We start from the raw sequence: 24754 nt of genomic DNA, 5'->3' as shown, positions 1-24754 counted from the left end.
ATGCCGCCGGCCAAGTTGAACGCGGGGATGAAAATCGCGCGCCGCGTGCTGGCCACACGTGCGCCCGCTGGGCCATCACGCGCTTCGTGAGCGACTCCTCCTCCGTCAAGCGCAAGGCCGCGAAGGGGCCCCTGCTGGCCCGCACGGTGCTGGCCGAGAACGTCGACGACGTCCTGGCCAGCATCCTGAACATCTCCTCGGAGGGGATCGTCGTCGCCGACGACCGGTTCCGCATCCTGGTGTTCAGCCCTGGGGCGGAAGCCGCCTTCGGCTGGACGGCCGACGAGATGCTGGGCCAGCCGCTGGACCGGCTGATCCCGGCCCCCTACCGCGCGGAGCATCGGCGTCACGTGGAATCCTTCGCCGGGGCGCGGGTGCAGAGCCGGCGGATGAGCGCGCGCCAAGACATCTTCGGCCTGCGCAAGTCCGGCGAGGTGTTCCCGCTGGAGGTGGGGCTGTCCAAGCTCGAGACCGCGCGCGGGATGATCTACACGGCGATCCTGCGTGACGTGACGCAGCAACAGGCGACCGAAGGGGCGCTGGCCGAAGCGGCCGCGGAGGCCAAGGCGGCGAGCCTCGCCAAGAGCGCGTTCCTGGCGGCGATGAGCCACGAGATCCGCACGCCGCTGAACGGGGTGCTGGGCATGGCCCAGGCCATGGCCATGGAGGAGCTGCCGCCGCACCAGCGCGAGCGGCTGGCGGTGATCCGGCAGTCCGGCGAAAGCCTGCTCGCCATCCTCAACGACCTCCTGGACCTGTCGAAGATCGAGGCCGGGAAGCTGGAGCTGGAGGACGGCGAGTTCGACATCCAGGAGCTGGCGCGGGGCGCGCACGCGACCTTCGCGGCGGTGGCGGATGCGAAAGGACTGACCTTCGGCGTGGCGGTCGATCCGGCGGCGGCCGGGGTCTATCGCGGCGACTCGCTCCGTGTGCGGCAGATCCTCCACAACCTGATCTCCAACGCCCTGAAGTTCACCGCCGCAGGCGAGGTGCAGGTGACGGTTCGCGCCGAAGAGGACCAGGCGGGCCGGGGCCTGGTGCTGGATGTTCGTGACACCGGCGTCGGCATAGCCCCGGACAAGGCGGCCCAGCTGTTCCAGAAGTTCGAGCAGGGCGACGTGTCCACCACACGGCGGTTTGGCGGGACGGGGCTGGGCCTGGCGATCTGCCGTGACCTGGCCGAGATGATGGGCGGCTCGATCGGCGTGGAGAGCGCCCCCGGCCGCGGCGCGCGGTTCACGGTGCGCCTGCCGCTGGAGCGGCTGGGCGACGCGGTCGCCCCGCGGGCCCCGGCCGAAGCGCCAAGTGCGCCTGAGGTCCGCCTCAAGGTCCTGGTGGCCGAGGACAACTCCGTGAACCAGCTGGTGCTGAAGACCCTGCTCGACCAGCTCGGCGTCGAGGCCACGGTGGTGGCCGACGGGCGCCTGGCGGTCGAGGCCTGGGAGCGCGAGCCGTGGGACGCGGTCCTGATGGACGTGCAGATGCCCGAGATGGACGGCCCCACGGCCACGGGCCTGATCCGGCGGCGCGAGGCCGCGGAGGGGCGGCGACGGACGCCGATCGTCGCGCTGACCGCGAACGCCATGCAGCATCAGGTGGACGAGTACCGCCGGGCCGGGATGGACGATGTGGTGGCCAAGCCGGTGCAGCTGGACCGGCTGGTGGCCGCCCTCAACGCCGCGGCGGCGCCCGAGGTTTAGGCGCCTGCGCGGGATCGTCGCAGCAGGCGGCGCACGGGCAGAAAATTCCACCAATGGCTTGCGGCCGCGGGGGGCGTGCGACAAACAGCCCGGGCTGGCGTCTTTTGGGGGTTTGAGTATGTCGCGTTGGGTGGGAGTCGCCCGTAACACGGGTATCGTCGCGATGGCCTTCTGCCTGGCGTCCGCCGCCAAGGCGCCGCCGGCCTCCGGGGTCACCGCCATCCTCGGCGCGACGGTCTTCACCGCCACGGGCGAGGCGCCCCGCGTCGCCAATGTGGTGATTCGCGACGGCCGCATCGTGGCCGTGGGCCCGGCCGTGCGCGCGCCGCGCGGCGCCACGGTGATCCAGGCCAAGGGCCAGGCGCTGCTGCCGGGCTTCTTCGACCTGCACACCCACTGGACGCCCGCCGGCGCGCCCAACATCACGCCCGAGATCGCCAACGCCTACATCGCCGCGGGCGTGACGACGGTGAACGACTTCCACCAGTCGCCCGAGAGCTGGGCGCCGCGCCGCGCCTGGCTGGCGACCCTGGCGGCGCCGCACGTCAACTTCACCGCGAGGACCTCGACCCCGGGCGGCCACGGCGCCGACTGGGCGGACGTCAACACGACCAAGTGGGTGAACACGCCCGAAGCTGCGCGCCAGGCGATCCGGGAGCTCGTCCCCTACAAGCCCGACGTGATCAAGGCGTTTCACGACGGCTGGCGCTACGGAACGTCGGCCGACAACACCAGCATGGACGAGGCGACGCTCGCGGCCCTCGTCGACGAGGCGCACAAGAACGACTGGAAGGTCGGCACCCACACCGTCACCGTCGAGCGCGGCCGCGCCGCCGGCCGGGCCAAGGTCGACTTCATCGCCCACAGCCTGCAGGACCGCGAGATCGACGCCGAAACGGTCGCGGCGCTGAAGCAGGGCGGGACGGCCTATGCGCCGACGCTGGCCGTCTATGAGCCGGTGAAGCCCGGCATGGCGCCGCCGGAGAACCCGGACGATCCGCGCTTCCGGCAATCGGTGCGCAAGTTCGGCTTCGCGATGAAGAACGTGAAGGCCCTGCACGACGCCGGCGTGCCGATCGCGCTGGGCACCGACGCCGGCATGCCGAACACACCGCACGGCGTCTCGACCCTGCGGGAGATGGAGCTGCTGGTGCAGGCGGGCCTGACGCCGACCCAGGCGCTGATGGCCGGCACGGCGAACAGCGCCAAGGTGCTGGACGTCCTTGCCGACCGCGGGACCATCGCGGCCGGGAAGCGGGCCGACCTGGTGCTGGTCGAGGGTCGCCCGTGGGAGAACATCTCGGACGTCCGCAGGACCGTCCGCGTCTTCGTCGACGGCAAGGCGGTGCATGGGCCGGGGGTCGTCCTGCCCAAGGCGAATTCGGAACGCGCGATGCCGCCGGTGAAGGTCGCGGCGCTGATCGACGACTTCGAGCGGCCCGACGGCCGCACCCAGCTCGACACCCTGCGGGTCGACGACATGGACGGCGGCATCGACCGCACGGTCCAGGTCAGCCAGGTGATCGACCGCGCGCCTGTCGAGGGAAAAGGCGGCGGCAAGGCGCTCAGTCTCGCCGCGAAGATGGCGGTCAAATCGGATCCGCAGGCCGCGGTGGTGCTGCCGCTGACCCGGGGCTCGGTGCAGCCGGCCGATGCGCGGGCCTTCAGGGGCGTGCGGTTCGAGGCCCGGGGCGACGGCGGGCCTTACCGGGTGATGATCGACACCTTGAACGGCCGTTGGGCCGCCGAGGTGACCGCCGGCGCCGAGTGGCGCCGGTTCGAGGTTCCGTTCACGGAGTTCCAGCGCGTCACCGGACGGGGTGCGGGCACAGGGCCGTGGACCGGGACCGACCTGACCGAGGTGGAGTTCGCCGGGTCCCGCAAGGGCGGCGGCAAGCTCTGGCTCGAGCTGGACAACGTGGCCTTCTACTGAGGGCCGTTTCTTTCGGGCGCGTAAGACCGCACAGCGGCGGCGCGCCGCAACCAAGGGGGTAGTTGAAGATGAAACTCGTCTCGTTGCGCAGCGTGATGCTGGGCTCCACCGTGCTGTGCGGCCTTGCGTTCGCCAGCGGCGCCATGGCGCAGGCGGCCGATGAGTCGACGGTCGAGGAGCTGGTCGTCGTCGGTTCGCAGATCCAGGGCGCCAAGGTCACTGCGGCCCTGCCCGTGACCGTGGTCGGCGAGGAGCAGCTCGCCGCGACCGCCGCGACCTCGGGCGACGACCTGTTCCGGTCTATCCCCCAGATGGGCGACGTCAGCTTCAACTCGTCCTACCTGCCGAACTCGTCCAACTCGGCTCGCGGCGACGTGGGCTCGGTGAACCTGCGCAACCTGGGCGTCGGCAACACGCTGGTGCTGCTGAACGGCCGCCGCGTCGTCGCCCACCCGACCAGCCGCGCCGACGAGAACCTCGTGCCGGTGCTGACGTACAACACCAACGCGATCCCGGTGTCGGGCCTGAAGCGCCTCGAAGTGCTGCGTGACGGCGCCGCCGCCCTCTACGGCTCGGACGCCGTGGCCGGCGTGATCAACACCGTGCTGCAGGACAACTTCGAAGGCCTGCAGGTGACGGCCCAGTACGGCGCGGCCGAGGGCACGCACCTGAAGGAAGGCGAGATCACGGTCCTGGCGGGCAAGAACTGGGACCGGGGCAACCTGACCCTCTCGCTGAGCTACAACGACCGCTCGGCCCTGCGCGCCTTCGACCAGGACTACACCTCCTCGTCGGACCGCCGCCCGCTGTTCGTCGGCACCGCCTTCGAGGGGCTCGTCGGCCTCGACAGCCGCACCACCACCATGCCCTGGGCCTCGCTGCAGACCCTCGGCAACGTCGCCGTCCGGCAGAACGGCGCGCTGGTCACCTCGACCGCAGGCGCCTTCCACACCCAGCCCACGAACTTCGGCGGCTGCACCGTGCTGCTGGGGTCCTACTGCATCGATGACGGCGCCCCGGCCACGGCGGCGGGCGACCGCGACCTGCGGCACGACACAGCCAGCTACAACACCTCGGTCATGCCCTCGACCGAGCGGTTCAACGGCTTCCTGACCGGCAACTGGGACCTGACGGACGACATCGAGGCGTTCGGCGAGGTCGGCTACTACAGCGCCGTCACGCACAGCATCCAGGCGCCGACGGCGACCCTGAGCTCGCTGCCGCTGACCATCCCGGCGTCGAACTACTACAACCCGTTCGGTCCGACGGTGTTCGCCAACGGCCAGGTCAACCCGAACCGTCTGCCCGGCATCACCGCTCCGGCGTCGGGCCTGGCGGTCGTTCTCCGCGGCTACACCTTCGCCGACGTGGGGCCGAACGAGGTGGACGTGAACCTGACGCAGACCCGCTTCCTGGGCGGACTGCGGGGCGAGAAGTTCGGCTTCAACTGGGAGAGCGCGCTGCTCTACTCGCACGCCAAGGCCAAGGACGTGTCGGACGGCATCAGCGCCACCCTGCTCCAGCGCCAGCTCGCCCTGTCGACGCCCGACGCCTACAACCCGTTCAACGGCGGCGACCCCAGCCTGCCCAGCGTCGGCGACTCCACGCCGTCCTCCCAGGCCGCGATCGACGCCATCAGGATCCGCACCACCCGGGTCGCCACCAGCTCGCTGTCACTGGCGGATTTCAAGATCTCGAAGGCCGATCTGTTCGCCCTGCCGGGCGGCGACCTGGGCTTCGCCGCCGGTGTCGAGTGGCGCCGCGAGACCCAGCAGGACGATCGGGACGGCCGCCTCGACGGCACGATCACCTTCACCGACACGGTCACGGGCACGGTCTACGGCAACGACCTGATCGGCTCCTCGCCCTCGCCCGACACCAAGGGCAAGCGCGAAGTGTTCTCGGCCTATGCCGAGCTGGCGGTGCCGGTGATCTCGCCCGACATGGGGATCCCGCTCGTCCATAACCTCGAGTTCCAGCTCGCCGGCCGTTACGAGGATTTCTCGGACGTGGGCGACGTGGCCAAGCCGAAGATCGCCGGCGCCTGGGACCTGTGGGACGGTTTCCGCATCCGCGGCTCGTGGGCGCAAGGCTTCAAGGCCCCGAACCTCGAGCAGATCAACGCCACCCTGGTCACCCGCTCGAACACCCGCACCGACTGGGTGAAGTGCGAGGCCGACCTGCGCGCCGGCCGCATCAACAGCTTCGCCAACTGCGCCCGCTCGCAGTCGACCACCGCGCGCCGGGCCGGCAACACCGACCTGAAGCCGGAGACCAGCGAGACCTTCGGCGCCGGCGTCGTCTTCCAGCCGCGCTTCGTGCCGCCGGAGTTCGGCCGCTTCACCTTCACGGTCGACTACTGGAACGTGAAGCAGAAGGGGATCGTCGGACTGTTCGGCGAGGGCAATGCGCTGATCCTGGACTACCTGGAGCGCGTCCAGGGCCGGTCGAACCCGAACGTCATCCGGGCCGCGCCGACCGCTGACGATATCGCGAACTTCCAGAACACCGGCCTCGCGCCGGTGGGTTCGGTTCTCTACGTCAACGACCAGTACCAGAACCTGCTGCCGCAGGAGGCGGAAGGGCTCGACATCGGCGTCATCTGGAGCCTGAACACCGACCGCTACGGCAGCTTCGACGTGAACTTCAACGCCGCTCACCTGATGAAGTTCTACCGCTCGCCCTCGCCCGATATCGCCGCCTTGATGGAGGCGCGGAGCGCGGGGACGATCAACGCCGGGACGACCATCACCGGCGGCGGCGACCTGATCCGGCAAAACGGCCGTCCGGAGTGGAAGTGGTCGGCCTCGCTGACCTGGAGCTATGACCAGTGGCAGGTCGGCGCCTTCACCCAGTACATCGACGATGTCGACGACACCGATCTGCGTGACGCGGCCGGGAACCCCTGGTTGCTGGACAGCCAGCTCACCGGCAATCTGTACGCCCAGTACCAGTTCCGCGACGGCTGGGTCGGCGACACGCGCGTCCGCGTCGGCGTGCGGAACATCACCGACGAGAAGCCGCCGCTGGCGGTCGAGGGCTACCTCGGCGAACTGTACCAGCCCTACAGCCGCTACTGGTACGTCAACGTCCGCAAGACGTTCTGACGCCGGATGCCGCGACGCCCTGCGCGACTTCTGCGCGCGGGGCGTCGCGTCTTACGTAGAACTACGGGATCGCGCGCGGGTCCGACTCGGCCGATCCCAGCGCTCCGACCGCCGCGGATCTCGTCCCGGCGGCGTTCGCTCATGGGGGCAATGTCGCCCACCCGACGAACTGCGCCAATTTGACATAATTACGGCTACGCTCCCTGCGTGTACTGGGAACCTGAGGTTTATTTCGGGGGACTGGGGTATGAGTGTGGCGGCACCGAGCATCCAGGGCGGATCGGATCGCGCGCAGCGTCTGCGTATATTTTACGTGATGGCCCACCTCTGGGAGCGGCGTGACCAGAATCCTTTCCGAGATCCTACGCCCGCACGATCTGTCCCTCACGCAATGGCGGCTGCTCTACACGCTGAGCAAGCTGAAGAACCGCACCATGAACGAGGTGGCGGACTTTCTCACGCTCGACCGTACGAGCCTCACGCGGGCGGTGGACAAGCTGGTGGCGCGCGGCCTGCTTCTGCGCACGGAGGTCGCCCACGACCGCCGGCTGACCGAGATCACCCTCACCGCCGCGGGCCGGGCCCTGCGTGAGGAGGTGCTGGAGCAGAACATCGAGCTCTACGAACGACTGATCGGCGGCGTTGACGCCGCCGCCCTGGAGAGCGCCAGCGAGGTCATGGAGCTGATGCTGGAGCGCCTCGTGGGTCATCGCGCGGGCCCCGCCGCATCGTCGAGGTCTACGAGCGCGCCTGAGGTCCCCTCTTCGGGACGACTTTCGAGCGGCCGCGCCTGAGAAGGCGCGGCCTTTTGCGTTCCCGGCCCAATGGGTGCGGCATAGATAGCGGCGATATGCACGCGTTTATCGATGCAATATCGACGGCATAGTCGATGTACTGTGAATATACTTCGGACTTCAGCCGGCAACCTTAATTTTACAGGTGAGCGATAGGTTCCTCATGACTTGAGTTAGAGGAATGTAGTCGTGCTCAATCGACTTCAACTTGCCGGTGTGGTTTTTGCCGTTGTTTCGTTTGTAACCGGCGCGCTTCCCGCCGCTGCGGCGGCTGCGGAGAAGGTCGACGTCTCGGTCGAACTGGGCGCTGCGACGGAATACGTCTCGAAAGGCATCGGCAAGAGCATGGGCGAGCCCCATGTGTACGGCACGGTGACCGCGTCAAATGGTCCCGCCTACATCAAGGTCTACGCGACACCGGTCGAAATGTCGCAGGGCTCGGACAGCGAGATCCTCACGACGGTGGGCGTCACGCCGAAGGCCGCCGGCCTCGAGTTCGATTTCAAGGCCATCTATCGCCTGCGCCCCGGCACCCGTGACGGCGTCGACTCCACCTACTGGGAAGTCGAGGCCGACGTGACCAAGAAGGCCGGCCCGGTCAGCGCGCGCCTGCGCGTCAACTACACGCCCGACGGGTTCGCCGGCACGAAGGAAGCCTGGTGGGTCGAAGGCCAGGGCACCTACAAGGTCGCGGCCAAGACCAAGGTCAGCGCCGCGCTGGGCGTCCGCAAGGCCGAGCTGGGCAAGGACTACACCGCCTACAACGTCGGCGTCCGTCAGGGCCTGACCAAGAACCTCGAAGCCGACGTCCGCTGGTACGGCTCGAGCCGCGGCGACGACCTGCGCGGCGAATACCGTCCCGGCCTCGTCGGCAGCCTCATCCTGAAGTTCTGATCCCCCGCGCCGGACGCCCGAAGGCGGCCGTCACAGGAATTAGGAGCGTGTCCGTGCCCAAGATCTCGTCGCTGAACAACCTGAAGATCACGCACAAGCAGTCGATCGCCTTCGGCGTGATCGTCGCCATGATCATGGCGCTTGGCGCCACCGTGCTGGTCAACCTGCACGCCATCGAGAAGGCGGGCGACGCCAACGAGCACAGCTACGAGATCCTGCGCACGCTGCAGGGCGTGGAGTTCACCCTCGCCCGCCAGGAGAACAGCTTCCGCGGCCTGCTGCTGTCGGCCGACCCCTACTACGAGGGCCGCATCAAGAAGCATCGCGGCTCGTTCGAAGCGCGGGTGAAGGAGCTGCGCACGCTGCAGGGCGACAACGCCGAGGCCCAGGCCCAGATCGACGCCCTGCAGGCCTCCGCCGACGCCTGGTTCGCCAGCGTCGTGGTCGAGGGTTCGAAGCTGGCGCGCAACCCCGCCACCCACGGCCAGGCCGTCCAGATGGTCGGACCCGACGGCATCGCCGACGGCAAGATCGCCCCGGCCGAGGACGCCATCGAGAAGATGGTGGAGGTCGAGGAAGGCCGGCTCGCCGAGCGTCACGCCCACATGGGCAAGGCCCGCATGATGGTGAACGCGGTGATCTACGGCGGCGTCGGGCTGGCGATCCTCATCGCCCTGGGCGCCGGCCTCCTGCTGGCTCGCACCGTGGCCGCGCCGATCGTGGCGATGACCGACGCCATGCGCCGGCTGGCCTCGGGCGACAACACCACCGAGATCCCGGCCCAGGGCCGCCGCGACGAGATCGGGCAGATGTCGGACGCCGTCCAGGTGTTCAAGGACGCCGCCATCGAGAAGCTGCGCCTGGAAGGCATGACCGCCGAACAGGCCAAGGCGGCCGAGGAAGAGCGCAAGCGCAACGAGGCCGCCAAGGCCGAGGCCGCCCGCCAGCAGCAGCACGTGGTCGACCAGATCGCGTCCGGTCTGACGAAGCTGGCGGCGGGCGACCTGATGTTCCGCATCTCGACGCCGTTCCCGGGCGAGTACGAAAAGCTGCGCGCCGACTTCAACGGCGCCCTGCAGCAGCTCCAGGAGACGATGAAGGTCATCACCGGAGCCACCCACGGCATCCGCTCGGGCAGCGGCGAGATCACCCGCGCCGCCGACGACCTGGCCCGCCGCACCGAGCAGCAGGCCGCCAATCTCGAGGAAACCGCCGCGGCGCTCGAACAGATCACCGCCACGGTCCGCAAGACCGCCGAGGGCGCCAACCACGCCCGCGACACCGTCGCCGCCGCCAAGCAGGACGGCGAGACCTCGGGCGAGGTGGTGCGCAACGCCTTCGCGGCGATGAACGAGATCGAGAAGTCGGCTCAGCAGATCAGCCAGATCATCGGGGTGATCGACGAGATCGCCTTCCAGACGAACCTGCTGGCGCTCAACGCGGGGGTGGAAGCCGCCCGCGCCGGCGACGCGGGCAAGGGCTTCGCGGTCGTCGCCTCGGAAGTCCGCGCGCTGGCGCAGCGTTCGGCCGACGCCGCCAAGGAGATCAAGACGCTGATCTCGGCTTCGACCCAGCAGGTGGGCCAGGGCGTCACCCTGGTGGGCGAGGCGGGCGAGGCGCTCAACCGCATCGTGGCCCAGGTGGCCGAGATCAACACGGTCGTGGTGGAGATCGCCGCCTCGGCCCAGGAGCAGGCCTCGGGCCTTGCCCAGGTGAACACCGCCGTCAACCAGATGGACCAGCTCACCCAGCAGAATGCGGCCATGGTGGAGGAATCCACCGCCGCCAGCCACAGCCTGGCCCAGGAGACCGAGGAGCTGTCGCGCCTCATCTCGCGGTTCCAGGTGGGGGCGCCGGCCATCCAGTCGCCCACGGCCCGCGCCGAGCGGGCGGAACGTCCCGAGCCGCAGCCGGCGTCCGTCCCGATGATGAAGACCGTTTCCACCCATTCGGGCGGCGGCGGAGCCCAGCCCAAGCCAGCCGTCGAGGCCGACGCCTGGGAAGAATTCTAACCGTCAGCCCCCCGTCTCACCCGGCCGTCCGGGCCAAGGATCAGCTTCGACTATGTTCTCGCGACTGAAGATCTCCCAGAAGCTCACCGGCGCGTTCGCCGCGGTGATCGTCATCAGCCTGGCGGCCAACGGCGCCGTGTTCCTGAACCTGCTCAAGATCCGTGAGCAGAGCGAGGCGAGCGGCCGCACCTACCAGCGCTCGATGGAAGTGCAGACGATCATGCACGGCCTGATCGAGCAGCAGAACGCGGTGCGGGGGCTTCGTCATCTCGGGCGGCGAGGCCTCGTTCGAGAAGACCTACGACGAGCAGGTGGCCATCACCGACAAGGCGCTGGCGAGCTTCATCGAGAACACGTCCAGCGACGAGCAACGCGCGCGCGCCGAGAAGCTGCAGCAGCAGTTCGCCGCCTGGCGGCCGGAATACGCCGACAAGCCGATGACGCTGGCGAAGGATCCCGCCACCCGCGACCAGGCCTTCCAGATCCTCGGCAAGAAGACCCTGGGCGAGCTGCGCAAGACCATCGCCGAACTCGAGACCGCCCAGAACGAAATCCAGGCCGGCCGCCTGAAGGCCCAGCGCGACGCCATCGCCTACGAGATCACCATCTTCGCGATCAGCTCTCTGGTGATCGCGGGCGTGGCGCTGGCGATGGCCATCCTGCTGTCCCGCATGATCGCCGTGCCGATCCGGGCGATGACCGAAGCGATGCGCCGGCTGGCCTCGGGCGACAACACTACCGACGTCCCGGCCCGCGAGCACAAGGACGAGATCGGCGACATGGCCGGCGCCGTCCAGGTGTTCAAGGACGCCGCCATCGAGAAGCTGCGCCTGGAGGGCATGACCGCCGAACAGGCCAAGGCGGCCGAGCAGGAGCGCGCCCGCAACGAGGCCGCCAAGGCCGAGAGCGCGCGCCAGCAGCAGCAGGTGGTGGACCAGATCGCACTGGGCCTCACCAAGCTGTCGGCCGGCGAGCTGGTCTTCCGCATCAGCCAGCCCTTCGCGCCCGAGTACGAGAAGCTGCGCGCCGACTTCAACGGCGCCATGGAGCAGCTTCAGGAGACGATGAAGGTCATCAACGGCGCCACCCAGGGCATCCGTTCGGGCACGGACGAGATCAGCCAGGCCGCCGACGACCTCTCCAAGCGCACCGAGCAGCAGGCCGCCTCGCTGGAGGAAACCGCTGCGGCCCTCGACCAGATCACCGCCACGGTGCGCAAGACCGCCGAGGGCGCAAACCACGCGCGCGACGTCGTCTCGACGGCCAAGGGCGACGCCGAGCACTCGGGCGAGGTGGTCCGCAGCGCGGTCGCCGCCATGAGCGAGATCGAGAAGTCGGCCCAGCAGATCAGCCAGATCATCGGGGTGATCGACGAGATCGCCTTCCAGACCAACCTGCTGGCGCTCAACGCGGGGGTGGAAGCCGCCCGCGCCGGCGACGCGGGCAAGGGCTTCGCGGTCGTCGCCTCGGAAGTCCGCGCCCTGGCGCAGCGTTCGGCGGACGCCGCCAAGGAGATCAAGACGCTCATCTCGGCTTCCACCCAGCAGGTGGGCCAGGGCGTGACCTTGGTGGGCGAGACCGGCCAGGCCCTGGAGCGGATCGTCGGCCAGGTGGCCGAGATCACCAACATCGTCTCGGAGATCGCCGCCTCGGCCCAGGAACAGGCCACGGGCCTCAACCAGGTCAATACGGCGGTGAACCAGATGGACCAGGTCACCCAGCAGAACGCGGCCATGGTGGAGCAGTCCACCGCCGCCAGCCACAGCCTGGCCCAGGAGACCGAGGAGCTGGCCCGCCTGATCAGCCGCTTCCAGGTGGGCGAGATCGCCGGCCAGCAACGGGCCCAGCGTGGCCAGCAGCCGGTGCGCCAGCCGGCCGCCGCGCCGCCGCGCGCCCCCGCGCCAGCGCCTCGCGCCGCAGCTCCGGCTCCGCGTCCCCCGGCGCCCGCCATGAAGACCGTGTCGACGCACGCAGGCGGCGGCGGCGCGATGTCGAAGCCCAAGACCTACGCCGCGCCTGAAACCGATAGCTGGGAAGAGTTCTGAGCATGAGCAGCGAACCCGTCACCCTCGCGCCGGTCCTCGACCTGAACGCGGCGGCCCCCCTCGCCCAGGCGCTCACCGAGCGCCGCGGCCATCCCCTGGTGCTCGACGGTTCGGCCGTTCAGCGGCTGGGCGGACCCTGCCTGCAGGTCCTGCTCTCGGCCAAGGCGACCTGGGCGGCCGATGGCCAGACCCTGACCCTGGCCGAGCCCTCGGCCGAACTCACCGCCGCCCTCGCCCTCATGGGTGCGGCCCAGTCCTTCTCGGGCGAGGCGCCCACCCAGACTTCGGAGACCAGCCGATGAGCAAGATCGTCCTGACCGTCGACGACAGCCGAACGATGCGCGACATGCTGCGCCTGGCGCTCGTCGACGCCGGCTTCACCGTGATCCAGGCCGAAGACGGCGAGCACGGCCTTGAGGTCATGCGCGAGGGCGTCCCGGACGTCATCGTCACCGACATCAACATGCCCCGCCTCGACGGCTACGGCTTCATCGAGGGCGTGCGCGCCGATCCCCAGTACCGCGCCACCCCGATCCTGGTGCTCTCCACCGAGAGCTCGCCGGAGAAGAAGATGCGCGCCCGCGAAGCCAGCGCCAGCGGCTGGATCGTGAAGCCGTTCAGCCCCGAGAAGCTCGTCGAAGCCATCCGCCGCGTGGCGGCCTGAGGAACCCCTCCATGGATCCGATGCAGGAAATCCGGGCGACGTTCTTCCAGGAGTGCGAGGAACAGCTCGCCGAACTGGAGAACGGCCTTCTTGCGATGCAGGAGGGCGAGGGCTCGGACGACACCGTGAATGCCGTCTTCCGCGCCGTGCACTCGGTGAAGGGCGGCGCCGGGGCGTTCGGCCTCGACGATCTGGTGCGGTTCGCCCACGTGTTCGAGACGACCCTCGACGAACTGCGCGCCGGCCGTTTGGCGGCGGGTCCCGACATCGTGGCCGCCCTGCTGCGCGCCGCCGACGTGCTCACCGATCTGGTGGGCGCGGCGCGCGACGGCGGCTCGGTCGACCTCGCCCACTCCGACGCGGTCGCGGCCGAGCTCTCGGTCTTCACCGGCGCCGATCCGCACGCCGCCGACGACGGCGACGACGGCATGGGCGACCTGGACTTCCAGCCCGTGGCCTTCGCCGTTCCGACCTTCGACGATGCGCCCGCCCCCACGGCCGGCGGCGGCTGGACCGTGCGCTTCAAGCCGCGCCCGGAGCTCTACAAGAAGGCCAACGACAGCGCGCTGCTGCTGCGCGAGCTGGCCCGCCTGGGCGACGTCGAGGTCGAGCTGGACGCCGCCGACCTGCCTCTGCTGCCCGACCTCGACCCCGAAGGCGCCTACCTGGGCTGGACCGTGCGCCTGAAGGGCGAGGCCAAGCGCGAGGACGTGGCCGAGATCTTCGAATTCGTCGAGACCGACTGCGAGCTGGAGATCACCGGCGACGGAGAACCGGCGGCCGAGGCCGAAAGCCCCGGCGCCGACGACCTGGACATCGCCGCCCTCATCAGCATGGCCCAGGAGGCCGCCGCCAGCGAGCCGCCGATCACGGTGGCGCCCGATCCCGAGCCCGCCGCCATCGTCGCGGCCACGGCTCCTGCCGAGACGGCCCAGGCCGCCGGCGACAAGGCCCAGACCAAGCCGGCCGGGCGCCGGAAATCCGACGATCCGCGTCGACCTCGATCGCGTGGACCGGCTGATCAACCTGGTGGGCGAGCTCGTCATCAACCAGGCGATGATGGCCCAGCGCGTGAGCGAGGCGGGCCTGATCCGCGACACCAACGTCGCCGTCGCCCTGGACGAGCTGGAGCAGCTGACCCGGGAGATCCAGGACAGCGTCATGGCCATCCGGGCCCAGCCCGTGAAGTCCGTGTTCCAGCGCATGCCGCGCCTCGTGCGCGAGGTGGCCAGCGCCACCGGCAAGCAGGTGCGCCTGGTGACCGAAGGCGAAGGCACCGAGGTCGACAAGACCGTCATCGAACGGCTGACCGATCCGCTGACCCACATGATCCGCAACGCCATCGACCATGGCCTGGAGAAGCCCGAGAAGCGGCTGGAGGTCGGCAAGCCGGCCGAGGGCACGGTGCGGCTCTCGGCCCTCCACCGGTCGGGCCGGATCGTCATCGAGGTGGCCGACGACGGCGGCGGCATCAACCGCGCCCGCGTGAAGGCCATCGCCGTCGAGAAGGGACTGATCTCCGCCGACGCCCAACTGTCGGACGAGGAGATCGACAACCTGATCTTCATGCCCGGCTTCTCCACCGCCGACGCGATCTCGGACATCTCGGGCCGCGGCGTGGGCATGGACGTGGTCAAGCGTTCCATCCAGGAGCTGGGGGGCCGCATCTCGATCGTCTCGCGGCCGGGCGAGGGCTCGACCTTCGTCATGAGCCTGCCTCTGACCCTGGCCGTGCTCGACGGCATGGTGGTGTCGGCCGGGGACCAGACGCTGGTCGTGCCGCTGAGCGCCATCGTCGAGACCCTGCAGCCGAAGCCCGCCGACGTGCATCCCACGACCGGCGGCGGCCGGGTGATCTCGATCCCGCGGGGCCTACACGCAGCTCGTCGATGTCGGCGCGGCCCTCGGCTACCGCGCCCAGGCGCTGGAGCCCGAACAGGGTGTCGCGCTGCTGATCGAAGGCGAGGGCGGCGCCCGCTCGGTGCTGATGGTCGAGGCCATCCAGGGCCAGCGCCAGGTCGTCATCAAGAGCCTGGAAGCCAACTACCGCCGGGTTCCCGGCATCGCCGCGGCCACCATCCTGGGAGACGGCCGTGTGGCCCTCATCCTCGACGTGGACGCCCTCGTCGCAGCCACCCGCACCGCCGAGTCGCCTCGGCTCCTCCAAGCAGGTTGAACCCCATGAACGACATCTCGAACACCGCTGGCGGCCAAGAGCTGATCTCGTTCCGGATCGGCGCGCAGGAATTCTGCGTCGATATCATGGACGTGCGTGAGATCCGGGGCTGGACCCCGGCGACGGCCATTCCTGACTCACCGGCCTTCGTGCGCGGGGTCATCAACCTGCGCGGCGCCGTGCTGCCGATCATGGACCTGGGCGCCCGCCTGGGCCTGGGCGCGGCCGACCCGACCGCCCGCCACGTGATCATCGTGGCCCAGGTGCAGAACCAGGTCGTGGGTCTGCTGGTCGACGCGGTCTCGGATATCCTGACGATCACGGAAGACCAGATCCAGCCCACCCCGGACGTCGGCTCCGACTTCGCCCGCTCGTCGGTGCGCGGCCTGCTGGCGATCGACGGCCGGATGGTCAGCTTCCTGTCGCTGGGCGGGCTGTTCCCGCAGGACGACCTGGAGGTCGCTGCGTGACCCAGCCGTCTACGGCGATGTCGGACGGTCAGCGGCTGGTGGACGGCGAGTTCGTCTTCCGGGCCGACGATTTCCGCCGCATCGCCGCCATCCTCCACGAGTCGGCCGGCATCGCGCTTTCGGAGTCGAAGGCGACGCTGGTCTACTCGCGCCTGGCCAAGCGGCTGCGCACCCTGGGCCTCGAGAGCTTCCGGGACTACTGCGCGCTGGTCGCCGACGCGAACAACGTCGACGAGCGCCAGAAGATGATCGCGGCGCTGACGACGAACGTGACCCGCTTCTTCCGCGAGCCGCACCACTTCGATCACCTGAAGACCCGCGTCCTGCCGCCGCTCCTCAACGCCGCGCGCAGCGGCGGCTCGGTGCGCATCTGGTCGGCCGGCTGCTCCAGCGGCGAGGAACCCTATTCGATCGCGCTGACGATCCTGTCGCTGATGCCCGAGGCCGCGGACCTCGACGTTCGCATCCTCGCCACCGACATCGACACCAACATGATCGCCCACGGGCGGGCCGGCGTGTACGGCGCGTCCAACATGCTGCAGATCCCCGGCGACCTGCGCAGCCGCTGGTTCGACAAGGACGGCGAGCGCTGGCAGGCCGGCGAGGCGCTCCGCAAGCTGATCGTCTTCAACGAACTGAACCTGATGGGCGACTGGCCGATGAAGCGCCGGTACGACGCCATCTTCTGCCGCAACGTCGTGATCTATTTCGAAGAGCCCACTCAGGCCCGCGTCTTCAGCCGCTTCCTGCCGCTGATGGCGCCGCATGCGCGGCTCTACATCGGCCATTCCGAGCGGATCTGCGGCCCGGCGGCCGCCAGTCTCGAAACCGACGGCGTGACCATCTACCGCCTCAAGGAACCGGCCCGATGATCCGGGTGCTCGTCGTCGACGATTCCGCCACCATGCGCAGCCTGATCTCGGCCGTGCTTTCCCGCGATCCCGAGATCGAGGTCATCGGCCAGGCCGGCGACCCGTACGAGGCGCGCGAGGCGATCAAGCAGCTCAATCCCGACGTCATGACCCTGGACGTCGAGATGCCGAACATGAACGGCATCGAATTCCTCGAGAAGGTGATGCGTCTGCGGCCGATGCCGGTGGTGATGGTCTCGACCCTCACCACGCGCGGCGCCGAGATCACCCTTGAGGCGCTCGAGATCGGCGCGGTCGACTGCGTCGCCAAGCCCTCCACCGGAGGCCTCGAAGGCTTCCGGGAACTGCCGGAGAAGGTGAAGGCCGCCGCCGGCGCCCGCGTGCGCCCGCTGGACCGCCCTCCCGCCGGAACGGCCGCGCCGGCTCCGACCCGCATCGATCACGCCCCGGACGGCCGGGTGATCGCGATCGGCTCCTCCACCGGCGGCGTCGAGGCCCTGATCAACGTGCTGTCGCGCTTCCCGGCCAACTGCCCGCCGACGGTGATCACCCAGCACATGCCCGAGAGCTTCACCAAGAGCTTCTCGGAACGGCTGGACCGCCTCTGCGCCCCGCGGGTCGAAGAGGCGACCGATGGCGCGCCGCTGGACGTGGGCCGGGTCTATGTCGCTCCCGGCGGCGAGAGCCACCTGGAGGTGGCCGGCAGCGGCAAGTTGCGCTGCCGCATCGCGGCCGGCGACCGGGTGAACGGCCACCGGCCCTCGGTGGACGTCCTGTTCTCGTCGGTGGCCCGCGCCGCCGGCCCCCGCGCGGTCGGCTGCATCCTCACCGGCATGGGCCGGGATGGCGCCCGGGGCCTGCTGGAAATGCGGGAGGCCGGCGCCCGGACCGTCGGCCAGGACGAGGCCACGAGCGTCGTCTACGGCATGCCCAAGGCCGCCTTCGAGATCGGCGCCGTGGAGCGCCAGGCGCCCATCGACAGGATCGCCGCCGAGCTCCTGAAGGCGCCCACCCAACAGACTGTGGAGAGACACTGATGCCCGCTGCGGCTTCGATGACCGTCCTCGTGGTGGACGACCAACAGACGATGCGCTCGCTGGTCCGCACTGGGCTGCAGGAGCTGGGCTTCCGCGAGATCAAGGAGGCGCCGGACGGCGAGGCGGGGCTGCGCGTCCTGCTGACGACCAAGGTCCACCTGGTGATCTCGGACTACAACATGCCCAAGCTGGACGGCCTGGGCCTGCTGCGGGCGATCCGCGGGCATGAGCCCATCCGCCAGACGCCGTACATCATGCTGACCGGCCGGGCCGACAAGGAGCTGGTCCAGCGGGCGGTGCAGTTCGGCGTCAACAACTACCTGGTGAAGCCGTTCACCGTCGGCACCCTCAAGGAGAAGATCGAAGCGGTCTTCGGCCCCATCACATGAGCACATGGGCCGCCCGCTACGAAGGCCTGGTCCAGCGCCCCGAGCACGTGGTGCAGGGCGAGTTCCGCGTCGCCGAGCACCCTGATGCGGTGCTGACGACCGTGCTCGGCTCGTGCGTGGCCGCATGCATGCGCGACCCCGTCCTCGGCATTGGCGGCATGAACCACTTCCTGCTCCCGGGCCCCAGGACGCCGCCCGCGACGACTCCGGGGGCGACGCCCAGCGGTTCGGGGCCTACGCCATGGAGCTGCTGGTGAACGCGCTGCTGCAGCGCGGCGCGCAACGTAACCGGCTGGAGGTGAAGCTGTTCGGCGGCGCCCGCATGCTGAAGGGGCTGACCGATGTCGGGGCCTCGAACGCGACCTTCGCCGAGGGCTACCTGCGCGACGAGGGCCTGACCTACGCCGGCGGCAGCCTGCGGGGCGACCAGGCGCGGCGCGTGCAGTACTGGCCGGCCAGCGGCCGCGCGCGCCAGATCCTGCTGCCGCATCAGGTCGTCACCCCCTTCGAGGCCGAGCGCGAGCGCGTCCGCAAGCCGCCGCCCGCCCCCGCCGCCGCGGGCGAACTGGAGCTGTTCTGAGAGAAGCCTTGCCATGACGCGCCGAGATCCCGAACCCGCCAGCCCGGTCCCGGTGAGCGACGTGCTCGTCGTCGCCGCCGGCCTGCTCCAGCAGATGGAGGGCCGCTGCGTGGGGCTGCAGGACGCGCTCAGCCCCGCGGTGGGTCAGGGCGCGCGCCCGATGGCGATGCAGGACCTCGACTACGTCACCCAGGGGCTGGCCAGCCTCTCCTACTTCCTCGCCTCGTTGTCCGACCGCCTGCCCGCGGACTGGACCGTCGACGCCGCCGCCGTCGCGCGGTCCCTGCCGCTGGAGGACATGGCCGCGGCGCTGAGCCTGGCGCCGGTCCAGGCGCGCTCCGACCCCGGCGACCTGGAGCTGTTCGAATGAGCATGCGTCCGGCGGGCTCGGATCCGCGTCTCAACCTCTCCAAGACCGTCGTCCTGATCGTCCAGAACAACCAGTCCGAGCTCGACATCCTGGGTCAGGTGTTCATCGGGTTCGGGGTGAAGGCGATCCGCAAGTACCTGTCGCTGCAGGACGCCGAAGAGGTGGCCCGCCGCGTCGACTTCGACCTGATCGTCGTCGATGGCGACTTCGAGGACGGCGCGGGCTTCGCCTTCGTCGAGCGCCTACGCCGCGAGCGTGAGGGCCGCAACCGCCTGGCGCCCGTCCTGCTGGTCGCCGGGCACACGCCGCAGAGCCAGATCTACCGCGCCCGCGACTGCGGCGCGAACTTCGTCGTCGCCAAGCCGATCACGCCCAAGGTGCTGTTCGACCGTATCCTGTGGCTGGTCCAGGACCAGCGCGAGTTCGTCGAGAGCGACGGCTACATGGGTCCCGACCGCCGCCACAAGGCCTTCGGTCCGCCGCCCGGCATCAAGGGTCGGCGCAAGGACGACCTGTCGCCCGAGGTCGGCTTCCCCGCCGGCCCCGATCTCGCCCAGTCCGAGATCGACGCTTTGCTCAATCCCCGAAAGGCGGTCGCGTAATGACTGCAGCCAGGACCTTCAAGTACGTCAACCGCCTGGCCAAGGCGCTCACCAAGCACAGCGGCTTGACCCAGTCCGAGGCGATCAAGGCCGCCGACGGGCGCCTTGTCCAGCTCCGCGAGAACACCCTCAACGAGATCGACCAGACGGTCTGCCACATCCTGGACCTGGCCAAGCAGGTGACCAGCCTGGACGATCCCCGCGTGCAGGAGATCTACGGCGCGGCCAATCGCATCATCGCCATGGCGGGGGTGTTCGAGAAGACCGAGCTGGGCGAGGCGGCCTACAGCCTCTGCGAGCTGATCACCCGCTTCCGGAACCACGGCAAGTGGAGCGCCGCCATGGTGGCCGTGCACGTCGACGCCCTGCAGGTGATGCGTCAGGTGCAGGACCACGATCCCGCCCATTGCACGGCGCTGAAGCTCGGCCTCCGCAAGGTCGTCAGAATCCGTCGCCTGATTGCCAAGCTCGGCGGTCCGTAGCAGACCCCCGGGTTATGGTTTCGGACATGACGCGCGATGTGATCGTTGTCGGGGCGGGGCACAACGGCCTGACCTGCGCCGCGTACCTGGCCGCCGCGGGCCTCGAGGTGACGGTGCTCGAGCGGCGGGACGTCGTCGGCGGCGCCGCCGTGACCGAGGAGTTCCACCCCGGCTTCCGCAACTCGGTGGCCAGCTACACGGTCTCGCTGCTCAACCCCAAGGTCATCCGCGACCTCGAGCTTCACCGGCACGGCCTGACGGTCGTCGAGCGCCGCGCCGCCAATTTCCTGCCGTTCGACGGCGACAGCCTGCTGACCGGCGAAGGCCGCACCAGGGCCGAGGTCGCGCGGTTCTCTGCGAAGGACGCCGAGCGGCTGGACGCCTACAACGACCGCCTCGACCGCATCGCCGACGTGCTGCGTGAGCTGGTGCTGGAGACGCCGCCCAATCTGGTCGAGGGCGGTCTCGCCCAGGCGATCCCGGAACTGCTGAAGTCCGCGAGCCTGGGACGTCGCCTGACCAAGCTCGACCTCACGGCGAAGCGCGACCTGCTGGCCCTGTTCGCCCAGTCGGCCGGCGACTGGCTCGACGGCTGGTTCGAGAGCGAACCCATCAAGGCGGTGCTGGGCTTCGGCGGCGTCGTCGGCAACTACGCCAGCCCCTATACGCCGGGTTCGGCGTACGTTCTGCTGCACCACGTGTTCGGCGAGGTGAACGGCAAGAAGGGCGCGTGGGGCCATGCCGTCGGCGGCATGGGGGCGATCACCGGCGCGATGGCCGCCTGCTGCCGGGCGCGCGGAGTGGAAATCCGTACACGGACAGACGTCGCCGAGGTGCTCACGGAGAAGGGCCGCGCCACCGGCGTGGTCACTGCGGCCGGCGAGGTCCTGAAGGCGCGGATGGTGGTCTCCAACCTCCACCCGAAGCTGCTGTTCTCCAAGGTCGATCCGGGCGCCATTCCGGCCGATTTCGCGGAACGCATCGCCCGCTACCGTTCCGGCTCCGGCACCTTCCGGATGAATGTGGCCCTGTCCGAACTCCCGAGCTTCCCGGTCCGGCCGGGTCCCGGCGACCACCTGACCGCGGGGATCATCATCGCGCCGACGCTCGCATACATGGACCGCGCCTACATGGACGCCCGCGCCCACGGCTGGTCACGCGAGCCGATCGTCGAGATGCTGATCCCGTCGACCCTGGACGACAGCCTCGCGCCGGCCGGCCGGCACGTCGCCAGCCTGTTCTGCCAGCACGTCGCGCCGACGCTGCCCGACGGCCCCCTGGGCGGCCGCAGCTGGGACGACCATCGCGAGGCGGTGGCCGATCTGATGATCGCCACGGTCGACCGCCACGCGCCGGGCTTCGCGAAGTCCGTGCTCGGTCGCCAGGTGCTCTCGCCCCTCGACCTGGAGCGGACCTTCGGCCTCGTCGGCGGCGACATCATGCACGGCGCCCTGAGCCTGGATCAGCTCTTCTCGGCGCGGCCCGTGCTGGGCGCCGGCGACTACCGCACGCCGGTTCGCGGCCTCTACCAGTGCGGCGCCGGCACGCATCCGGGCGGCGGCGTCACCGGGGCGCCGGGGCACAACGCGGCGCGGGAAGTCCTGAAGGACGTGAAGCGCCGGCGCGTCTGAGAGTGGTCAGGCGCGTCCCGCGGCCGCCTTGACCTCGGCGGCCAGGCTCATGGGGTCGAACGGCTTGGCGATGACCGCGACGGCGCCCAGCCCCATCAGCCGCTCGCTCTCCTGGCGTTGGGCCCGGGCGGTGATGAACACCGCCGGCGCGGCGTCGAACTGCGGCCGCTCCCGGATCGCCTTCAGCAGCGTGGGGCCGTCCGTGCCCGGCATCATAACGTCCAGCAGGAACAGGTCCGGCGCCCAGGCGCCGGCCGCAGCCGCAGCGTCGAGCAGCGCCAGCGCCTCCTCGGCGGAGGCGGCGGCGCGGACTTCCATGTCCGGATCCATCTCGAGCGAAAGGCACGCGACCTCGCGGATGTCGGGCTCGTCGTCCACGTAGAGGATCTTCAGCGTACTCATGCGTCGGCTCCGGCGGAGGGGCTAGGCGCGGCCGTCAGCCGGCGCACCGTGGCGATCAGCTGGTCCAGCGACGAACGCGACTTGACCAGCACCGCATCCACCGCCTGGGCCAGGGCCGCGTCGTCCACGGCCTGGGCCGAGAAGACGACGACGGGGATCGGCTGGCCGCCCTCGTCCAGCAGTTCGGGCAGCAGGTCCAGCCCCGAGCCGTCGGGCAGGCCGACGTCGAGGATCGCCAGCGCCGGCTTGCCGCCGGCCAGCGCCTCCCGCGCCGCGTCCAGGCTGGCCGCCGAGACCAGCCGGCAGCGGCCGGCGAAGGCCTCGGCCACGAGCTGTCGCAGGTCGGGATCGTCGTCCACGTGCAGGACCAGGGGCCCGTCGGCCGAGTCGTCGGTGGCCTGCTCGAGCGCCGCCTGCAGGCGGGCCATGTCGACCGGCTTCTCGATCCAGTCGATCAGGTCGAGATTGGCGATCGCCGCGGGATCGGCGCTGTCGGCCGAGACGATGATCGCCGGCAGGCGCCCCGTGGCCGGATCGGCCCGCAGCCGTCGCAGCAGGTCCAGGCCAGACCCGTCCGGCAGGCGCAGGTCCAGCAGCAGGGCGTCGAAACGGCCGGGCTCGGCCAGGGCGGCCGCGGCCGCCTTCAGCGTCGCCGCCACCTCGGTGCGGAAGCCCTGGGCCTCCAGCGCCGCCTGCAGCACGCGCGCCACGTCGGCGTCGTCCTCGCACAGGAGCAGCCGCGCGCCGCGGCCGTCCGCCGGCTGGGCAGGCTCGGTCGCGAGGTGGCGCGGGAGCTCGACGTGGAAGGTCGCGCCTTCGCCGGGCGGGCTCTCGAACCAGATGCGGCCGCCGTGGCGCTCGACGATCTCCTTGCTGATCGCCAGGCCGAGGCCGGTGCCGCCCTTCTGCCGGGTGTCGGAGGAGTCGGCCTGGGCGAAGCGGCCGAAGATCCGGTCGTGGAAGTCCGGCGGGATCCCGGCGCCGTCGTCCTTCACCGAGAGCCGCACGCGCGGACCTTCCGCGCGCAGGCGCACTCTGACCGTTCCGCCGGCGTCCGAGAACTTGACGGCGTTCGAGATCAGGTTGGTCGCCACCTGGACCAGACGGTCGGGATCGCCATTGATCATCAGGGGGCTCGGGCGGCGGCTCGTAGTCCACGCTGACGCCGGTCTCCTGGCCGAGGCCGCCGAGCGACTCGGCGGTGCGCCGGGCGAGGTCGGCCAGGTCCAGCGGCTGCCGGTCGAAGGCGAGCTTGCCGGAATCGATCTTCTCGAGGTCGAGGATGTCGTTGATCAGCCGCACCAGCCGGCGGCTGTTGCTCTCGGCGATGCCGATCAGCCGTCCCGCGCGTTCGGGCAGTTCGCCGGCCACGCCGCCCGCCAGCAGTCCCAGCGAGCCCGCGATCGAGGTGAGCGGCGTGCGCAGCTCGTGGCTGACGGTCGAGACGAACTCGGCCTTGGCCTGTTCCGCCCGCCGCCGCTCGGTGCAGTCGCGCATCACCGCCACCGCATGGACGCCGTCCGGGTAGGACCATCTCCCCGAAATTGATGTCGACGGGGAAGGTCGCGCCGTCCCGGCGCCCGCGCCTCCAGTTCGCAGCTCGCGCCCTCGCGAAGGCCGCGTTCGCGCCGGATCCGCTCCAGGAACAGGGCGTCGCCCCCCAGGGCCTCCGGCACCAGCACCGAGATGTCGCGGCCCTGCAGCTCCTCAGCCGTGTAGCCGAACATCTGCTCGGCCGCCCGGTTCATGGTCTCCACGCCGCCGCTCGGATTGAAGGTCACGATCGCGTCCATGGCGGCGTCGAAAATCGCCTGCCGGCGCTCGGCCTCGGCCCGGGCGCGGCCGATCAGCGAGGTGCGCAGAGCCGTGTACCGGAAGGCCATCACCGCGGCGAGCAGGATGGCCAGCAGCACGAGGCCGTAGCTCACCGAAGCCACGGCGCGCGCCTGTTGCGTCTGTCGCTCGGCGCTCCGCAGCCGCTCGGCGAGATTGCGGGCCTCGGCGGCGGTGATGGCGTCCGTGGCGGCGCGCAGCTGCTCCATCAAGGCCTCACCGCGGCCGGTGGCGACGATAGCCGCCGCCGCCGACAGGCCCTGCACGTCCCGAACCCGGCGGGCCTCTTCCATCGTCGCGAACCGCTTTTGGGCGAGCGCCCGGATGTCGGCGAGGCGCGCCTGCTGCTCCGGCTGGTCGGCGTAGGCCAGCTCCAGGCTCGCGATCCGCTGCTCCAGCGCCGGCGCAACGGCCTCGTAGCGGCGCAGGAAGTCCCGGTCGCCCGCCAGCAGGTAGCCCCGATGGCTGCTCTCGGCGTCCTTGAGCGTGAGGGCGAACGCTTGGATCGACGCGCGCCGGTCGGCCGACCTGACCATCGCGGCCTGGGCCGCGTCCTGCTGCCTCTGTTCGTCCGACGTCGCGCGCCAGGCCACGGCCAGCAGGATCGGGATCAGCAGGATCACCGTGGCGGCGCATAGCCAGAAGAGCGCGTCCTGAGAGAACCGCCGCCGCAGCGTCGCCGTCCAACCGCCGATCATGAAGTCTCCCGTAGCGCGCGAAGACGCTGCATCAACGTCCGGAGACTGCGCAAGCTCCGATAT

General features: G+C 70.1%; 22 protein-coding genes and 4 pseudogenes. 21 read left to right on the top strand and 5 right to left on the bottom strand.

Features of this window, described 5'->3' with window-relative positions; translation table 11 throughout:
- Positions 1–86 precede the first annotated feature (86 nt).
- From LRS10_RS06585 to LRS10_RS06560, 6 genes are all read left to right on the top strand, one after another.
- Entirely contained in the window at positions 87–1700 is a 1614-nt protein-coding gene (locus LRS10_RS06585) for an ATP-binding protein (protein WP_257836556.1), read from the top strand.
- Between the two features lie 118 nt (positions 1701–1818).
- Complete coding sequence (locus LRS10_RS06580; RefSeq protein WP_257836555.1) at positions 1819–3633, top strand: amidohydrolase family protein; 1815 nt, start codon at positions 1819–1821, stop codon at positions 3631–3633.
- Positions 3634–3701: 68 nt separating this feature from the next.
- Complete coding sequence (locus LRS10_RS06575; protein WP_257836554.1) at positions 3702–6740, top strand: TonB-dependent siderophore receptor; 3039 nt, start codon at positions 3702–3704, stop codon at positions 6738–6740.
- A gap of 338 nt (positions 6741–7078) precedes the next feature.
- Complete coding sequence (locus tag LRS10_RS06570; RefSeq protein ID WP_257836553.1) at positions 7079–7534, top strand: MarR family winged helix-turn-helix transcriptional regulator; 456 nt, start codon at positions 7079–7081, stop codon at positions 7532–7534.
- Between the two features lie 189 nt (positions 7535–7723).
- Complete coding sequence (locus tag LRS10_RS06565; protein ID WP_257836552.1) at positions 7724–8428, top strand: TorF family putative porin; 705 nt, start codon at positions 7724–7726, stop codon at positions 8426–8428.
- Between the two features lie 53 nt (positions 8429–8481).
- Positions 8482–10440, top strand: coding sequence for a methyl-accepting chemotaxis protein (locus LRS10_RS06560; RefSeq protein ID WP_308237926.1), 1959 nt, complete (start codon positions 8482–8484; stop codon positions 10438–10440).
- Positions 10441–10480: 40 nt separating this feature from the next.
- On the opposite strand, the gene LRS10_RS06555 is transcribed toward LRS10_RS06560, so the two are convergent.
- Positions 10481–10708 (bottom strand): hypothetical protein, encoded by a 228-nt coding sequence (locus LRS10_RS06555; protein WP_257836551.1) that lies wholly within the window; start codon positions 10706–10708, stop codon positions 10481–10483.
- A gap of 43 nt (positions 10709–10751) precedes the next feature.
- Here LRS10_RS06555 and LRS10_RS06550 point away from each other — a divergent pair, with 43 nt between their 5' ends.
- The 15 genes and pseudogenes from LRS10_RS06550 to LRS10_RS06480 all read left to right on the top strand — a co-directional run bounded on the left by LRS10_RS06550 (position 10752) and on the right by LRS10_RS06480 (position 21758).
- Positions 10752–12485, top strand: coding sequence for a methyl-accepting chemotaxis protein (locus LRS10_RS06550; protein ID WP_308237925.1), 1734 nt, complete (start codon positions 10752–10754; stop codon positions 12483–12485).
- 2 nt (positions 12486–12487) lie between these two features.
- Positions 12488–12787 carry an STAS domain-containing protein gene (locus LRS10_RS06545; RefSeq protein ID WP_257836550.1) on the top strand — a complete coding sequence of 100 codons (300 nt, stop codon included), beginning with the start codon at positions 12488–12490 and terminating at the stop codon, positions 12785–12787.
- A complete protein-coding gene (locus LRS10_RS06540; protein ID WP_257836549.1) occupies positions 12784–13149 on the top strand; it encodes a response regulator in 366 nt (121 codons plus the stop codon). Before LRS10_RS06545 ends, LRS10_RS06540 begins: the two co-directional genes overlap by 4 nt.
- An 11-nt stretch (positions 13150–13160) precedes the next feature.
- Positions 13161–13388: pseudogene (locus tag LRS10_RS06535) on the top strand (Hpt domain-containing protein); the annotation flags it as partial.
- A gap of 769 nt (positions 13389–14157) precedes the next feature.
- A pseudogene (locus LRS10_RS06530) lies at positions 14158–14814 on the top strand (chemotaxis protein CheA); the annotation flags it as partial.
- A 259-nt stretch (positions 14815–15073) separates the two neighbouring features.
- Complete coding sequence (locus LRS10_RS06525) at positions 15074–15325, top strand: chemotaxis protein CheW (protein ID WP_257839093.1); 252 nt, start codon at positions 15074–15076, stop codon at positions 15323–15325.
- A gap of 5 nt (positions 15326–15330) precedes the next feature.
- A complete protein-coding gene (locus tag LRS10_RS06520) occupies positions 15331–15795 on the top strand; it encodes a chemotaxis protein CheW (protein ID WP_257839092.1) in 465 nt (154 codons plus the stop codon).
- A gap of 17 nt (positions 15796–15812) precedes the next feature.
- Positions 15813–16667, top strand: coding sequence for a protein-glutamate O-methyltransferase CheR (locus tag LRS10_RS06515; RefSeq protein WP_257839091.1), 855 nt, complete (start codon positions 15813–15815; stop codon positions 16665–16667).
- On the top strand, positions 16664–17704 hold the full coding sequence (locus LRS10_RS06510; RefSeq protein ID WP_257836548.1) for a chemotaxis response regulator protein-glutamate methylesterase: 1041 nt from the start codon (positions 16664–16666) through the stop codon (positions 17702–17704). Before LRS10_RS06515 ends, LRS10_RS06510 begins: the two co-directional genes overlap by 4 nt.
- Positions 17704–18093, top strand: a complete 390-nt coding sequence (locus LRS10_RS06505) for a response regulator (RefSeq protein ID WP_257836547.1) — start codon at positions 17704–17706, stop codon at positions 18091–18093. Before LRS10_RS06510 ends, LRS10_RS06505 begins: the two co-directional genes overlap by 1 nt.
- Positions 18090–18673: pseudogene (locus tag LRS10_RS06500) on the top strand (chemotaxis protein CheD). Before LRS10_RS06505 ends, LRS10_RS06500 begins: the two are co-directional and overlap by 4 nt.
- Positions 18674–18686: 13 nt before the next feature.
- The gene (locus tag LRS10_RS06495; protein ID WP_257836546.1) at positions 18687–19043 is read left to right on the top strand and encodes a hypothetical protein; all 357 of its coding nucleotides are present in this window, start codon (positions 18687–18689) and stop codon (positions 19041–19043) included.
- Positions 19040–19645 (top strand): two-component system response regulator, encoded by a 606-nt coding sequence (locus tag LRS10_RS06490; RefSeq protein ID WP_257836545.1) that lies wholly within the window; start codon positions 19040–19042, stop codon positions 19643–19645. Before LRS10_RS06495 ends, LRS10_RS06490 begins: the two co-directional genes overlap by 4 nt.
- Positions 19645–20127: a hypothetical protein gene (locus LRS10_RS06485; protein WP_257836544.1), complete on the top strand. Its 483-nt coding sequence runs from the start codon at positions 19645–19647 to the stop codon at positions 20125–20127. Before LRS10_RS06490 ends, LRS10_RS06485 begins: the two co-directional genes overlap by 1 nt.
- Positions 20052–21758 (top strand): NAD(P)/FAD-dependent oxidoreductase, encoded by a 1707-nt coding sequence (locus LRS10_RS06480; protein WP_257836543.1) that lies wholly within the window; start codon positions 20052–20054, stop codon positions 21756–21758. Before LRS10_RS06485 ends, LRS10_RS06480 begins: the two co-directional genes overlap by 76 nt.
- Positions 21759–21764: 6 nt before the next feature.
- On the opposite strand, the gene LRS10_RS06475 is transcribed toward LRS10_RS06480, so the two are convergent.
- From LRS10_RS06475 to LRS10_RS06460, 4 genes and pseudogenes are all read right to left on the bottom strand, one after another.
- Positions 21765–22160, bottom strand: coding sequence for a response regulator (locus LRS10_RS06475; RefSeq protein ID WP_257836542.1), 396 nt, complete (start codon positions 22158–22160; stop codon positions 21765–21767).
- Entirely contained in the window at positions 22157–23287 is a 1131-nt protein-coding gene (locus LRS10_RS06470; protein WP_257836541.1) for an ATP-binding protein, read from the bottom strand. The genes LRS10_RS06475 and LRS10_RS06470 overlap by 4 nt, the downstream gene beginning before the upstream one ends.
- 187 nt (positions 23288–23474) lie before the next feature.
- A pseudogene (locus tag LRS10_RS24975) lies at positions 23475–23657 on the bottom strand (histidine kinase dimerization/phospho-acceptor domain-containing protein); the annotation flags it as partial.
- Positions 23657–24691, bottom strand: a complete 1035-nt coding sequence (locus LRS10_RS06460) for a CHASE3 domain-containing protein (RefSeq protein WP_257836539.1) — start codon at positions 24689–24691, stop codon at positions 23657–23659. The gene LRS10_RS06460 and the pseudogene LRS10_RS24975, both read right to left, overlap by 1 nt.
- Positions 24692–24754: the final 63 nt, after the last annotated feature.

The organism is Phenylobacterium sp. J426 (assembly GCF_024699945.1).
Lineage (GTDB): Bacteria > Pseudomonadota > Alphaproteobacteria > Caulobacterales > Caulobacteraceae > Phenylobacterium.
The sequence above is the reverse complement of the archived record's forward strand: the minus strand, read 5'-3'. Positions and strand labels throughout refer to the sequence as shown.